This window comes from Flavobacterium collinsii (genome assembly GCF_946903285.1).
Classification (GTDB): domain Bacteria; phylum Bacteroidota; class Bacteroidia; order Flavobacteriales; family Flavobacteriaceae; genus Flavobacterium; species Flavobacterium collinsii.
The window spans coordinates 5,454,264-5,468,795 of the sequence record NZ_OX336425.1; the positions used below are offsets into that span (position 1 = coordinate 5,454,264).

At 34.6% G+C, this 14,532-nt stretch carries 18 protein-coding genes; 5 read left to right on the top strand and 13 right to left on the bottom strand.

Features of this window, described 5'->3' with window-relative positions:
* Positions 1-58 precede the first annotated feature (58 nt).
* The 3 genes from bshC (at position 59) to OGZ34_RS21880 (ending at position 3,730) form a co-directional block, all read left to right on the top strand.
* Positions 59-1,648, top strand: coding sequence for a bacillithiol biosynthesis cysteine-adding enzyme BshC (gene bshC, locus OGZ34_RS21870; RefSeq protein WP_263361738.1), 1,590 nt, complete (start codon positions 59-61; stop codon positions 1,646-1,648).
* A 166-nt stretch (positions 1,649-1,814) separates the two neighbouring features.
* The gene (locus OGZ34_RS21875) at positions 1,815-3,086 is read left to right on the top strand and encodes an acyltransferase family protein (protein ID WP_263361739.1); all 1,272 of its coding nucleotides are present in this window, start codon (positions 1,815-1,817) and stop codon (positions 3,084-3,086) included.
* Positions 3,087-3,310: 224 nt separating this feature from the next.
* Positions 3,311-3,730 (top strand): nucleoside-diphosphate kinase, encoded by a 420-nt coding sequence (locus OGZ34_RS21880; protein WP_017495185.1) that lies wholly within the window; start codon positions 3,311-3,313, stop codon positions 3,728-3,730.
* A gap of 81 nt (positions 3,731-3,811) precedes the next feature.
* Here the strand turns inward: OGZ34_RS21880 and OGZ34_RS21885 are convergent, their stop codons facing one another.
* From OGZ34_RS21885 to OGZ34_RS21945, 13 genes are all read right to left on the bottom strand, one after another.
* Positions 3,812-4,234 (bottom strand): hypothetical protein, encoded by a 423-nt coding sequence (locus tag OGZ34_RS21885; protein ID WP_263361740.1) that lies wholly within the window; start codon positions 4,232-4,234, stop codon positions 3,812-3,814.
* 78 nt (positions 4,235-4,312) lie between these two features.
* On the bottom strand, positions 4,313-4,609 hold the full coding sequence (locus tag OGZ34_RS21890; RefSeq protein ID WP_173966107.1) for a DUF721 domain-containing protein: 297 nt from the start codon (positions 4,607-4,609) through the stop codon (positions 4,313-4,315).
* Positions 4,590-5,030, bottom strand: coding sequence for a hypothetical protein (locus tag OGZ34_RS21895; RefSeq protein WP_173966108.1), 441 nt, complete (start codon positions 5,028-5,030; stop codon positions 4,590-4,592). The genes OGZ34_RS21890 and OGZ34_RS21895 overlap by 20 nt, the downstream gene beginning before the upstream one ends.
* Before the next feature lie 303 nt (positions 5,031-5,333).
* Complete coding sequence (gene ftsY, locus OGZ34_RS21900) at positions 5,334-6,287, bottom strand: signal recognition particle-docking protein FtsY (protein ID WP_173966109.1); 954 nt, start codon at positions 6,285-6,287, stop codon at positions 5,334-5,336.
* A 167-nt stretch (positions 6,288-6,454) separates the two neighbouring features.
* Complete coding sequence (locus tag OGZ34_RS21905) at positions 6,455-6,607, bottom strand: DUF4295 domain-containing protein (RefSeq protein WP_008468081.1); 153 nt, start codon at positions 6,605-6,607, stop codon at positions 6,455-6,457.
* A gap of 118 nt (positions 6,608-6,725) precedes the next feature.
* On the bottom strand, positions 6,726-6,908 hold the full coding sequence (gene rpmG / locus OGZ34_RS21910) for a 50S ribosomal protein L33 (RefSeq protein ID WP_008253902.1): 183 nt from the start codon (positions 6,906-6,908) through the stop codon (positions 6,726-6,728).
* A gap of 27 nt (positions 6,909-6,935) precedes the next feature.
* Positions 6,936-7,172: a 50S ribosomal protein L28 gene (gene rpmB, locus OGZ34_RS21915; RefSeq protein WP_008468080.1), complete on the bottom strand. Its 237-nt coding sequence runs from the start codon at positions 7,170-7,172 to the stop codon at positions 6,936-6,938.
* Between the two features lie 71 nt (positions 7,173-7,243).
* A complete protein-coding gene (locus tag OGZ34_RS21920; protein WP_263361741.1) occupies positions 7,244-8,497 on the bottom strand; it encodes a CinA family nicotinamide mononucleotide deamidase-related protein in 1,254 nt (417 codons plus the stop codon).
* Positions 8,498-8,703: 206 nt separating this feature from the next.
* Positions 8,704-9,048 carry an Hpt domain-containing protein gene (locus OGZ34_RS21925; protein ID WP_173966111.1) on the bottom strand — a complete coding sequence of 115 codons (345 nt, stop codon included), beginning with the start codon at positions 9,046-9,048 and terminating at the stop codon, positions 8,704-8,706.
* A complete protein-coding gene (locus tag OGZ34_RS21930; protein ID WP_173966112.1) occupies positions 9,048-9,659 on the bottom strand; it encodes a fumarylacetoacetate hydrolase family protein in 612 nt (203 codons plus the stop codon). The genes OGZ34_RS21925 and OGZ34_RS21930 overlap by 1 nt, the downstream gene beginning before the upstream one ends.
* 90 nt (positions 9,660-9,749) lie before the next feature.
* The gene (locus OGZ34_RS21935) at positions 9,750-10,520 is read right to left on the bottom strand and encodes a 3'-5' exonuclease (protein ID WP_029272720.1); all 771 of its coding nucleotides are present in this window, start codon (positions 10,518-10,520) and stop codon (positions 9,750-9,752) included.
* Between the two features lie 217 nt (positions 10,521-10,737).
* Positions 10,738-12,051 carry a dihydrolipoamide acetyltransferase family protein gene (locus tag OGZ34_RS21940; protein ID WP_263361742.1) on the bottom strand — a complete coding sequence of 438 codons (1,314 nt, stop codon included), beginning with the start codon at positions 12,049-12,051 and terminating at the stop codon, positions 10,738-10,740.
* 84 nt (positions 12,052-12,135) lie between these two features.
* A complete protein-coding gene (locus tag OGZ34_RS21945; protein ID WP_263361743.1) occupies positions 12,136-13,299 on the bottom strand; it encodes a glycosyltransferase family 2 protein in 1,164 nt (387 codons plus the stop codon).
* Between the two features lie 232 nt (positions 13,300-13,531).
* Here OGZ34_RS21945 and OGZ34_RS21950 point away from each other — a divergent pair, with 232 nt between their 5' ends.
* Both OGZ34_RS21950 and OGZ34_RS21955 read left to right on the top strand, forming a co-directional pair.
* The gene (locus OGZ34_RS21950; RefSeq protein WP_263361744.1) at positions 13,532-14,113 is read left to right on the top strand and encodes a hypothetical protein; all 582 of its coding nucleotides are present in this window, start codon (positions 13,532-13,534) and stop codon (positions 14,111-14,113) included.
* Between the two features lie 12 nt (positions 14,114-14,125).
* Positions 14,126-14,515, top strand: a complete 390-nt coding sequence (locus OGZ34_RS21955) for a hypothetical protein (protein ID WP_263361745.1) — start codon at positions 14,126-14,128, stop codon at positions 14,513-14,515.
* Positions 14,516-14,532: the final 17 nt, after the last annotated feature.

Here is a 14,532-nt window from a genome sequence, read left to right on the forward strand (position 1 = left end):
AATCTTTTAAGTATATATTTTGATTAAATTTACAGCTATCAAAAGTAAATCTAAAATTATGCCCACCGACTGTATCAGCTACCAAAACTCAGGATATTTCTCTAAATTGATACAAGACTATTTAAGTCAAAAAACCGAATTACAATCCCTATACAATCACTTCCCTACGCTTGAAAATTTTGAAAAGCAAATAAGTGAAAAACAAGCCAATTTTGATCATGCAAACCGCATACCTCTTGTCGAGACGCTAAAAAAGCAATATCAAAACATTCAAATTTCAAATTCAACAAAAGAGAATATTGAGCTCTTAGCGCTCTCAAATACTTTTACAATTACAACCGGACACCAGTTAAACTTATTTAGCGGTCCTTTGTATTTTTTATATAAAATCATTTCGACAATCAATCTGACCACAGAATTAAAATCAAAATACCCTACTCATAATTTTGTTCCTGTTTACTGGATGGCAACGGAAGATCACGATTTTGAAGAGATTAATTATTTTAATTTTAAAGGAAAGAAATTTCGATGGAATAGAGAGAGCACAGGACCTGTTGGAAGACTTTCTACAGAAGGTTTAAACGATTTTTTAGAAATATATTCCAAAGAACTAGGCTCGAGTACAAACGCCGGTTTCTTAAAAAAGCTCTTTGAAGAAGCTTATTTAAAACATGAAAATCTTGCCGATGCGACACGTTTTCTGGCAAATCGTTTATTTGACACTTATGGCTTAGTGATTTTAGATGCTGATGCTGCCGATTTAAAGCGCGCTTTCATTCCTTACATCAAAGAAGAACTGGAACAGCAAACAGCTTTCAAAGCTGTTCAGGAAACAATAGAAAAATTAAACGATTACACGATTCAGGTAAATCCACGCGAAATCAATTTATTTTATATTGAAGACAAACTGCGCGAACGAATTATTCTGGAGAAAGACAGATATGTTGTCAACCACACTAAAATTTCATTTTCAAAAGAAGAAATTCTTAAACTATTGGAAAGTAATCCGGAGAAATTCAGTCCAAATGTAATTATGCGTCCGTTATATCAGGAAATTATTTTGCCTAACTTATGCTACATCGGCGGAGGCGGAGAAATTGCTTATTGGCTCGAACTAAAATCTTTTTTTGATGCTGTAAACATTACTTTCCCAATACTATTGGTTCGTAATTCAGTACTTTTAAGTACCGAAAAGCAAGCAAAAAAGGCTGACCAGCTTGGACTTCAGTGGAAAGATCTATTTACTCAGCCCGCTGATTTAGTCAATGCCGTTACGCATAAACTATCCACTTTTCCGATTGATTTAACACCTCAAAAAGAAACGTTGGTCAAACAATTTGAATATCTTTACGAATTAGCGCAACAAACTGATAAATCCTTTAGCGGAGCTGTAAAAGCTCAGGAAGTCAAACAAAAAAAAGGTTTAGACAATCTTGAGAAAAGATTATTGAAGGCACAAAAACGAAAACTGGATTCGAAAATACAACGTGTTGTTGATTTACAATTCGAGCTATTTCCAAATCAGAGTTTACAGGAACGTCAAACGAATTTTTCAGAATTTTATCTCGAAAAAGGCGAAGAATTGATTCCGCTTTTGGTGCAAAACTTAAAACCTTTAGAAAATAATTTTAACATTATCACGATATAAAAAACAAAACGGTCTCAAAATTAAAGCTTAACAGCAAAAAAGCAGCCGCTTTAAATTGTAACAAAAAAAGTAATAGTCATCAGAATAAATAACCGCCTCTTCTGAAATTATTGCCTCTCAAACCAAATAGTAACCTTTAAAAAAAATTAACCTATTTACCAAAATTATGACCAGAGAGCGCCTGATATCTTTAGATGTCTTTAGAGGATTGACTATTTTATTAATGACTATTGTAAACAATCCCGGAGACTGGGGCCATGTTTACGCCCCTTTGTTACACTCAGAATGGCACGGCTGTACGCCAACCGACTTAGTTTTTCCGTTTTTTATTTTCATCATGGGCGTTGCGATACCCCTCGCTATGCCAACCAAATCCTGGGACAATACCACTTTCAACAAAATTCTGGTTCGTTCACTCCGCATGCTCTGTCTTGGAATTTTCTTTAATTATTTTGGCAAAATACAGCTTTTTGGTCTTGAAGGAATCCCACTTCTTATTGGACGATTAATCATTACTATTGCTGTTGGCTATGCTTTAATGGGTAATTTCAGCTCCAGAATTAAAAACATTTTAGCCTTTTCAATTCTGTTTATTTATCTGTTTCTCGCTTACAGCGGTATCGAAGCTTATCATGATGTGAGATTACCCGGAGTTTTACAACGCATTGCTATTGTTTATTTTGTGGTTTCTTTATTGTACTTAAAAACAAGTCAAAAAACGCAAGTCATAACCGGCATCGTTTTATTGTTAGGCTATTGGGCGATAATGACATTACTTCCTGTTCCCGGAATTGGAGCAGCTAATTTAGACAAAGAAACCAACTTAGCTTCATGGCTTGATGGCGTTTTACTTGAAGGACATATGTATCGCGGAACCATAACCTGGGATCCTGAAGGAGTCTTAAGTACCATTCCATCAATCGTAAACGGAATCATCGGTTTGTTAATTGGTCAGGTATTACAACGTGAAATTTCAAAAAAACAAAGAGCTGCAAAAATGGCAATTGCAGGTATTGCGTTAATTATTGTAGGTTTACTCTGGAACATCGTTTTCCCTATCAACAAATCACTCTGGACCAGCAGTTATGTTTTATACACTACAGGATTAGGAACAACGTGTTTGGCCTTCCTGTACTACATAATTGATATTGCCGAATACAAAAAAGGATTCAAATTGTTTTTGATTTGGGGAGTAAATCCGATGATAGTGTTTTTCTTCTCACAAATTATCCCTCAGGCTTTAGTAATGGTTGAGTTTAAAAATCCGGATCATCCCGAGGAACAAATTAATCTTTTAAATTATTTGTATCATTTTGGGATCGCACCATTTTTCAACAATCCAATGACCGCTTCTTTGGCCGGAGCATTAGTGTATGTTGGAATCTGGACTTTTATATTGTGGATTTTCTACAAAAACAAACTGATCTTCAAAGTTTAAAAAACCATCAACTAAACAACATAAATCCTTACCAATAGAGACATGTAACATCGTGTCTCTATTTTTTTTTCACAATTACAAAAAGAACTTACATTACTACCTGTCTTAATACTTTTCATTTTTGTTTACCAAAACATCATTTCCTACAGTTTTAATTATGAATTTATTAAAATCAATTCATAAAAAAAGTATACTTTTGCACAAAATTAAAAATAAGCAATAAAATGGCAACTAATAGAACTTTTACAATGATTAAGCCGGATGCTGTTCAAAACGGACACATCGGAAACATCTTAGCAATGATTACTAATGGAGGTTTCAAAATCGTTTCATTAAAATTAACTCAATTAACTGTAGCTGATGCTCAAGCATTCTACGCAGTTCACGCAGAAAGACCTTTCTACGGAGAATTAGTTGAATTCATGTCTCGCGGACCTATTGTTGCTGCAATTTTAGAAAAAGACAATGCAGTAGAAGATTTCAGAACTTTAATTGGAGCTACAAATCCAGCTGAAGCTGCTGAAGGAACTATTCGTAAAGCATATGCTACTTCTATTGGAGAAAATGCAGTTCACGGTTCTGATAGCGACGAAAATGCTGCTATTGAAGGTGCATTCCACTTTGCTGGTAGAGAGCAATTCTAATATAAGCTTTCAGTCTCAGTGGCAGTTTTTAGTCACAGAAACACATAAAAAAAACCTGTTTGTTTGACAAACAGGTTTTTTTTATGATTTTTTTAAAAAGTCAGAAATATTATCATGTCCCTTTATTTCTCCTAAATCAGTCAAATTTTCTTTTAAAACTAATTTTAAACTATTAAAATTAGTTAGATAATAACTACAAATACAAACAACTCTTTTTCCTTTTTCAAGAACAAAAAGAGACTCCGAAATACCCAATTTTCCACTTTCGAATAAAACTACAAAACCATCTAATTCACTAAAGCTATAAACTATAGATCTACCTAATCCATAATAACGTTTAACTGTTATACTATTTTTTTCAACTATTACTTTGTGAATTCTGGTTCTCACTAAAGCAAACCAAAAATAAGCAACAATGACAAAAACTACCAAAGGAAAAACCACGCTTTCATTTGGAGAAATAATAAACAAATAAATCGCCAAAAATGGAAAAATACTTAACATCGAAACTAACAAAATTGGCAGGAATTTAAATCTGGATCTCACTATAATCATGATTCTTTTTCAAATACTTAAAGAAAATTAACGTAAAACCACCTCTTTCACAACTTCACGACCTAATTCTTCATTAATCATTTTAACGATTTTAGATTTTCCGTGACTTAACTCTTCCCGCAAAACTGCCGATCCGAGTTCTACATACAATGTACTACCTTTTAAGACAACATTCTTGGTATAGGTATTCACACCATTTCCCATAAGCTGCCTCCAAGCTTCTTTTACATCAATTTGATCCATTCCGGGCTGTAATTTATTAACCTGAATGATCTGTTGCAAAACAGCCCCAATCGTACTTTGATTATTTAGTCTTTTTGCCATCGTCTAATAAATTTACCGGTCCTGTTTTTTTATAGTGATATTCCTTATTCTGATCGTTTTTCACTACAAAATTCTCATCCGAAAGTGAAATCAATTCCTCGCTCCATTTTGCGTAATCTGTTTTATAATCCAGAAAAACCTGATCTCCTTTAAATCGAATTGATACATTCTCGAAAGTATCAGTTGTTAGAAAAGTTCCATCAAGCTGCGCCATAACCTTTGTTCGCGTTCCTTTGGTTCCTTTGAAATTAAAAAAATCGAAATTTTCATTCATTCCATAATCTTTCTCTTCACCTTTATCAAAAACCACTTTTTCAATTTCCCAGTAGCCATTCAGCTTTGCAATATCCGTCGGTTTAATTTCCTGTTTACAGCTTACAAACAAAAGCGATAAAACCAAAATCATAAAAGTGTTTCTCATAATAGGTGTATTAAATTCAAAAAAAATAAAAATTTGTAAAATGCCTATAAAGCAATTTTACAAATTTCAAATATTACAGGTAAAAATAAAATCTCAAAGAGATTTTTAACGTTTTGTTCGGATTCTTTTAAGCATGCCTGCAAAGAAAAGTACGAGCCCGAAAACCAATAAAATGTAATAAAAAGACAAACTGTTATCTTTTAAAACATTCGCCAAAACAAAACAGACAACACTCGCGAAATAAAAAGTAACCGGCGTTATATTTTTTAAAGAAGAAAAACTCATTGAATGATCTAAAAAAGATTACTTAAAAAAACTATCGACAAATTCATACTTATTAAAGACCTGCAGATCCTCAATTCCCTCTCCAACACCAATGTATTTTACAGGAATCTGAAACTGATCCGAGATACCTATCACAACACCACCTTTAGCTGTTCCGTCTAATTTAGTTACAGCAAGCGATGTTACTTCGGTAGCAGCAGTGAATTGTTTAGCCTGCTCAAAAGCATTCTGACCTGTAGAACCGTCTAAAACCAAAAGTACGTCATGAGGAGCATCGGCAACTACTTTTTGCATCACACGTTTTACTTTCGTAAGCTCGTTCATTAAATTGATCTTATTGTGCAGACGTCCGGCAGTATCAATAATAACTACATCGGCATTTTGAGCTACCGCAGATTGCAACGTATCAAATGCAACAGAAGCAGGATCACTCCCCATATTCTGTCTCACGATTGGAACATCTACGCGATCTGCCCAAACCTGCAACTGATCGATAGCAGCAGCACGAAAAGTATCGGCAGCTCCCAGAACCACTTTATAACCGGCTTTTTTAAACTGATATGCTAATTTACCAATTGTAGTAGTCTTACCTACTCCATTAACACCAACAACCATTAAAACATATGGTTTTTTATCTTTTGGAATCTCAAATTCTGTTGCCTCACCTGTATTAGTCTCAGACAATAAAGCACCAATTTCTTCACGAAGAATCTGATTCAACTCATCTGTTCCTAAATATTTATCTGCAGCAACACGTTTTTCGATTCTGGAGATTACTTTTAGTGTTGTATTTACTCCAACATCAGAAGCTACCAAAATTTCTTCCAGATCATCCAGAACGTCGTCATCAACTTTAGATTTTCCAGCAACGGCTTTGCTTAACTTTGAGAAAAAAGTAGTTTTTGATTTTTCAAGACCTTTGTCTAAAGTCTCTTTCTTATCAGTAGAGAATAATTTTTTAAAAAAACTCATTTTTATAGGTTGTTAGTTTTTTAGATTATATGATTTTACAAACCAAATAATCTTTAATTTTTAAAGAAACCTAAAATTAGTCATGTTCCTTTAAATTTTAGACAAATATAAAAAATAAAAAAGCTACTTCCGAATGAAAGTAGCTTTTCTATATACTGTGATTGTTATTATTTCTTTTTCAAGAATTCATCAACTTCTTCAGGAGCCATAATAGATTCTACGAATGTATACGCACCAGTTTTAGGAGATTTCACCATTTTGATGGCTTTTGATAATCTCTTAGAAGATGTTTGTAACGATGCTACGGTTTTCTTTGCCATGATTTAAATGTTATTGAAATTCAATAAATCTTTAAATATTTTAATATTAACAGTATTACTAGTATTTCAAGTATTACTTAATAATTAACACTTAAGATTGTATTAAAATCTCTAATTATTACTTAATTTCTTTATGAACAGTTACACGTTTCAAGATTGGATTAAATTTTTTAATCTCTAATCTGTCCGGAGTATTTTTCTTGTTCTTAGTTGTTATATATCTAGAAGTACCTGGAACACCAGAAGTCTTGTGCTCAGTACATTCTAAAATTACCTGGATTCTATTACCTTTCTTTGCCATCTTGCTATATATTTATTTAGGAAAAGATTATTTGATAAATCCTTCTGACTGTGCTTTTTTCAAAACAGCAGTGATTCCATTTTTATTAATTGTTTTTATCGTAGATGCTGCTACTCTAAGAGTAATCCATCTATCTTCTTCTGGAAGATAAAAACGCTTTTTAACTAAGTTTACAGAAAACTTTCTCTTAGTTTTGTTCATAGCGTGAGAAACGTTATTTCCTACCATCGCTCTTTTACCTGTAAGGTCACAAACTCTTGACATTATACTTATCTTTTATCGTTATTCAAAATCAGGGTGCAAAGAAAAGAAAAATAAACCATTGTAGCAAAAAATTATTGCACAAATTTCAAAATTTCTTTCTGTAATATTTCTAAACTCTTGATAGTTGCTCTATCTATCACTTTTTCACGTGGTTGGCCAAAGTTAAATTCTTCGACAATTATTCCGTTCGGAGTAGCCAAAGCGATAAAAACAGCTCCAATTTCAGCATCAGAGTCTCCTTTTGTCGGTCCGGCATTCCCGGTTGTGGCAATTGCATAGTCGGTTTTAAGTATCTCTTTCACATTCAAAGCCATAGCAGATGCAACCTCGGCACTTACGACCGAAAATCGATCAACCAAATCCTGCGAGACACCGAGAACATTGACCTTTGCCTCTGTTGCATAGGAAACCACACTGCCTTTAAAATAATTAGACGATCCCGGAATTGCCGACAAAAGCGAAGCAATTTTCCCTCCGGTAAAACTTTCGGCCGTCGAAATCGTTTTATGCTGTTTGGTTAAAATCTTTCCGACTACAGATTCTATCGTTTCATTTTCCTCATAGCCCACTATAATATCATTAATTATAGCATCCAAAGATTTCACATTCTCCTCAATTGCAGCTTCCAACACTTCTTTATTAGTTCCACGGGCAGACAAACGCAAACGTACTCGTCCCGGATTTGGCAGATAGGCCAGCTTAATAAATTCAGGCAAGTTATTCTCCCAATCTTCAATACGTTCCGCAACTAGACTCTCGCCCTGACCATAGGTCAAAATTGTTTTATGAATGATATATGGACGTTTGTATTCGCGAACTATTTTAGGAATTATCTCTTCTTCGATCAAATATTTCATTTCATATGGGACTCCCGGAAGCGAAACAAATACTGTATTTTCTTTCTTCATCCACATGCCTGGAGCCGTGCCCATTTTATTATGCAAAACGGTACATTTAGACGGAACTAAGGCCTGATCTTTATTTAATTGTGAAATTGGACGCTTGTAAAAACCCTCGATCAATTCTGTCACATGAGCCAGAACTTCAGGATTCATCACCAGCTCATCATCAAAATAATCGCAGAACGTCTTTCTGGTAACATCATCTTTTGTAGGCCCTAGACCACCAGTCACAATCACCACATCAACTTTATTCTGCAACTGAGCAAATGTGTCTAAAATATGCTTTTTATCATCACTTATTGAAATCATTTCATGAACTTCGACACCAATGCGATCCAGTGATTTTGCAATAAAACCTGAGTTTGTATCGACTATCTGACCTATTAAAATTTCATCCCCGATAGTAATAATGGTTGCTTTCATAGCTATAGAATATTTTCACTTACTTATCGTAAGTCATTATTATAAAACACAGATGTAGTTGTAGAGATTCGCAAAAAAGACAGACGTGAGATGCCTTTACAAGAAAGAAATCAACTCTAACTAAGACCCTTAAAACAAACACCTTAATCCACAGCAATTCCCTTCTTCTTCACCAACAAAAAAAGCAAAAAGATTACAGTAAAGACCTACAAATCAAAGTCTTTCTTTATCTCCTTGATCGCCTCTTTCACCTGTACTTTTATACTTTTAAAAGTTTCGATAATTTCTTTTTTCTTGCCTTCGGCTTTGGTCCAGGCCTCAACTTGCAGAATTTCTTCAAAAGCCACATTCAACCCCATTAAATCTAATGTAGGTTTTATTTTGTGCGCATATGAATAGGCATACTTATGATCCTTCTTTTTAATTCCTTCTTTGATTTGTTTCAAATCCTCAGGAACTTCAGTAACAAATAATTTAAGAATTTCGTTTACAAATTCCGGATCATTGTCTGAAAGCGCATATACTTTCGAAAGGTTGTATTTTAAAGCCATTATTTTACTTGTATTCTGAATAATTTTTTATCTTCTAAAAAGCCTTCTAAAACGTCGTTTGGTTTAACCGCAGCAACACCTTCCGGTGTTCCTGTAAAAATGATATCACCAATTTTTAGCGTGAAAAACTGCGACACATAAGAAACAAGTTCGTCAATTTTCCAAAGCATAAAACCAGTATTCCCTTTTTGAACAGTCTCAGAATTGTTTGTCAATTCAAATGTAAGATTTTCCATCGAAACAAAATCAGTCTTTGGCAAAAACTCTCCAATAACCGCAGAGCCATCAAAAGCTTTTGCTTTTTCCCAAGGCAATCCTTTTGCTTTTAATTTTTCCTGTAAATCTCTGGCGGTAAAATCAATACCCACGCTAATCTCATCGTAGTACTTGTGCGCAAACTTAGGCTCAATATACTTTCCTACTTTGTTAATTTTAACAATTATCTCTATTTCGTGATGAATTTCTTCAGAAAATTCCGGAATTACGAACGGATGCTGTTTCAATAAAACTGCCGAATCCGGTTTCATAAAAACCACCGGCTCTGTCGGACGCTCGTTTTTTAACTCCTCAATGTGATTGGTATAATTTCTACCGATACAGATAATCTTCATTTTTATATAAGTTGCTAAGCTACGAAGACTCTAAGGTTCTAAGAAACTATGCTAAAACTTAGCCCCTTAGAACCTTAACCCCTTAGAACCTTATTTTGTGTTTAACTTTCTTAATTTAATTGCCGTTAAGACTTTTTTGGTATACAAAGGAAAATCAGCATTTTGGATCCAGCTAAAATAGCCTGGCTCACTTTCTAAAATCTTATCCACTTTAGCTCCTTTATGCTTTCCAAAGGTAAAAATCTCTTCGTTATCTTTATCAAAAGCAATCATTCCGGCGAAATCAGCGATTTTTTTACGTGTTGTAAATTCAGACAATGATTTCATATCATTTTCCAATTCCGGGTAACGGTCCAATTGCGCCTTTAAGATCTCGTAGGTCGCCATTGTATCTGCTTCTGCTGAATGCGCGTTCTCCAGACTTTTTCCGCAATAGAATTTTAGTGCCGCACTTAGAGTACGTTCTTCCATTTTATGAAAGATTGTTTGCACATCTACCGAAACTTTGTTCTTCATATCAAAATCAACTCCGGCACGCAGCAATTCTTCCGCTAACAACGGAATATCAAAACGATCTGAATTAAAACCGCCTAAATCACTGTCTTTAATCATATTATAAACCTGTGGTGCCAATTCTGCAAAAGTAGGCTCATTGGCCACTTTTTCATCCGTGATACCATGAACAGCAGTTGTTTGTGGCGGAATTGGAATCGTAGGATTCACCAACCAGGTTTTACTTTCTTTATTTCCGTTTGGAAAAACTTTGAATATCGAAATTTCTACAATTCGATCTTTACCGATATCAATTCCGGTTGTTTCAAGATCAAAAAAGCAAATTGGTTTGTTGAGTTTGAGTTCCATTTTTAATTTTTATAAGATTACAAATGTAATTTTTAAAGCCGAATTTCCTCTTTTATTCTTGACTTTTTTAAACAAAAAGGGCTGTAATTGCTCGATTTTAACTTTTAAATTGATTCTAAAAGCGAGCTTCTGTTAGCTTTCTTAACCTTTTCTTACAAAACAAAAAACCCGGGAAATGTTTAAATTTCCCGGGTTTGATTTTATTTTTAAAACAGAATTAAAAATCTCTGTTTACATCAAAAGCTTCTAAATATTCAGCTACTCTTTTTACAAAACTTCCTCCTAAAGCACCATCTACTACCCTGTGATCGTAAGAGTGCGATAAGAACATTTTTTGACGGATTCCGATAAAATCACCTTCCGGAGTTTCGATAACCGCAGGCACTTTACGAATAGCACCCAAAGCCAGAATTCCAACTTGCGGCTGATTGATAATTGGAGTTCCAAAAACACTTCCGAAAGTCCCCACATTAGTCACCGTATAAGTTCCGCCTTGTGTATCATCCGGTTTTAGTTTTCCTGCTTTCGCACGGTTTCCTAAATCATTAACTGCTTTTGCCATTCCAACTAAATTCAACTGATCTGCATTTTTAATCACAGGAACAATTAAATTTCCATTTGGTAAAGCTGCTGCCATTCCTAAATTTATATTTTTCTTTTTGATGATATAATCACCATCAACAGAAATATTCATTCCCGGGAAATCTTTTAAAGCCTTCGCAACTGCTTCCATCATAATTGGTGTAAAAGTCAGCTTTTCTCCTTCTCTTTTCTCGAAAGCGCTTTTCACTCTATCTCTCCATTTTACAATATTCGTTACATCGACCTCGATAAACGATTGTACGTGTGCCGAAGTTTGTACCGAAGCCACCATGTATCCTGAAATCAGTTTACGCATTCTGTCCATTTCGATGATTTCATCACCTCCATTTACAGATACCGGAACTGCTTGCTGGCTTTTTTGAACTGGAGTCGCAGGCTGAACCGTTTTTAGTGCTTCTACAACTGCTTTTGGAGCCTGAACACCCGATTTACGAGCTTCAATATATTTTAAAATATCTTCTTTTGTTACACGACCGTCTTTACCTGAACCAGCAATACTTTCTAATTCAGCAACAGAAACCCCTTCTTCTTTAGCAATGTTTTTTACTAACGGAGAAAAGAATTTATCCGATCCTGAAAAATCTTGTGGCGCCGTTACAGCGTCTTTCGCAACTTCGATTGTTTTTTCGATTTCAGCGACTTCTGCCGGAGCAGCAGATTCTACTGCCTTAACAGCCGGCGCATCACCTTCTGTCTCAATAATTGCAATAGTTTGCCCTACCTGAACCAAATCGTCTTTACCGAACAATTGCTCAATCAAAACTCCTGATACCTCGCTTGGCACCTCACTGTCAACCTTATCAGTTGCAATTTCAAGTACTGCTTCATCAGCTTCAATTTTGTCTCCCACTTCTTTCAACCAGTTTGTAATAGTTGCTTCAGCGACACTCTCTCCCATTTTAGGAAGTTTCAATTCAAATCTTGCCATATTGTTAATCTAAAAGGTGATTTTGATTTTCAGATTGCGAAATTACTGAATATTTTAAATATAAATTACACTTAATATAATTTTTTACTCGATTTTTACAATTTGCCCCCTGTCATTTCGCAAATTGCTCCCAATAATAAAATTTGCGTTTTTGGGGAAAATCTTAAAAGTAATGTTCTTATCTTTAACAGTTTCTATGATTTTGATACATTTTTCGAACGAAACATATTGATTATCCAAAATAATCTCAACTCTTTTACCCTCAAAAACCTGGCACGAATTTACCATTTTTTCTTTTTTGAAATCTAAAAAGGTAACTTTATTTTTTAAAATTTTAGGTAATTTTTCAGACAAAATTCGATTTGAAGAGTAAAAAACGACTCTTTCCGGCAAAGGTTTTGATTTTGTTTTTCCTTGAAACATTTTCACAAATGAAAAGAACCAGATTCCGATTTGGATAAAAAATTCAAAAAACCATGATTTTCTAAAATGCTTCTGATAGAAAAAACTCATAGCTTCCTGAAAACGTTTCATATACTTTTCATCTTTTACCGTGCTTTCGCCTTTGTAATGCAAAACGGTTGTTTCATGATAATAATAGTTACATTTCTTTCTTTGTAGTGCTCTATACGACAAATCAATATCATCGGCATACATGAAGCATTTTTCATCAAAACCTTCTAATTCCAAATACAAATCACGCGTCATCAACATAAAAGCCCCAACCAAAACATCAACTTTTCCGCTTTCGTTTGTACCTAAATGCTGTGCGTAGTACTGATTAAAAAGTTTCCATTTTGGAAAAATTTTATACAATCCGAAGATTTTAGTAAAAGCCACCCAGGGTGTCGGGATTCCCCGCTTGCTTTCGGGTAAAAAAGCTCCGGTACCATCGATTAGTTTACAACCCACAATTCCTAAATTGACTTGCATTTCAGCGAAAGCTACGATTTTCTTAAACGTATTTTCGGCAACAACGGTATCTGGATTTAAGATACAAATATACTTTCCCCTAGCGGCTGCAACTCCAATATTATTCCCTTTTGGAAACCCAAAATTGGTATCGTTTTGAATTAGTTTTACTCCCGGGAACTTCGTTTTCATCATCAAACAGCTCTCGTCTGATGAATTATTATCCACTACAATGATTTCGGCATCAAGCGACGAAATAGCATCCTGAACACTTAAAACGCATTGTTCCAAAAAGTAACGTACATTATAATTAAGAATAATTACCGATAATTGCATGAAAAATAAGGGAATTGATTTTTTTGGAAAGTTAGAAATTTTCAGCCAAACCTAGCCTTAATGACCAATCGTTTTTACTGACCCCAAAATCCAGCACCAGATTACTGTTATTTTGTTTACTTCATTTAATCTTAATTTGGTTCCAACAATAGGATTCCATTTCCTCAAATTATAGGTATCTAATTTGAATACAAGACAAAAAAGCATATTTTTGAGTTGAAAAAACCTTTGTATGAAAATCAAAACCAAGATTGGGACTCCTTTTATACTTTTATTATTAAGCATTGGATTTCTCTTCTCTGGCTTTACTTTCTTTAAGGGATCGGATAAAGACTTAGTCAAAACCTCTGTCTGGTATATTGCAGGTCCCGCTGTAGAAAGTCAGAACACGATTAATGAGGTTCGTGAGAAAAAAGGAATCGTGAAAGTCACCGCAAAAGAAGAACCTTCGGGTGAAATTGAACTAAATGTCCTGATAACAAATTCTAATTCAAATGATGGCCCTCCGACCAATTTATCGGATGATTCTAAATTTGTAAGCATCACTTATAAATCCTCGCACCTCATCAAACTACAGGCACGCGAAGGGAACAAAGAAGGAACCGGCTGCATACATGGCGGATCTCACCCAAGAGTTGATTTACCAGCTTCTCCCAATAAATTCAAAACAATCAAAATTAAATGGACGGATTTCAGACAGAACGGTCTTCCAAACGGAAAACTTTTGAACATTAATAATTTATGCAAATTCAACTTTGTGAACTACCATCCGGTTTCGGGAGCCTTTTTAGAAATAAAATCAGTTACTTTTTAAATTTTAAGAAATATGAAAACAAAGCTTTGTCTTTTACTTTTTACTGTTCTATTCTTTTCAAATAACAGCTATAGCCAATCGAAAAAAATCGATATTAACGGCGTCTGGGAAGACATAAATCCTGGAGTACAAAATGCTGTCGCAATTATATCAGAACAAAACGAGAAGGTTATTTTCTCTCACTACCTGGAATGGAAAGGACAGAAATTTGTAGAAAGCGGTACAGGAAAACGAACCGGAAACACTATTGTATACACGGTAAAAGTCACATTACCCATTGAAGGCTGGGCAACACAAGGCACACATACTTTAACACTGTCTGAAGACGGCAACACGCTCGAAGGTACTTTTATTGACAATAAGAAAAGAACCGGACCGATTTCGTTTAAAAGGGTACGCTGAATTTTTATGTTGAAAAG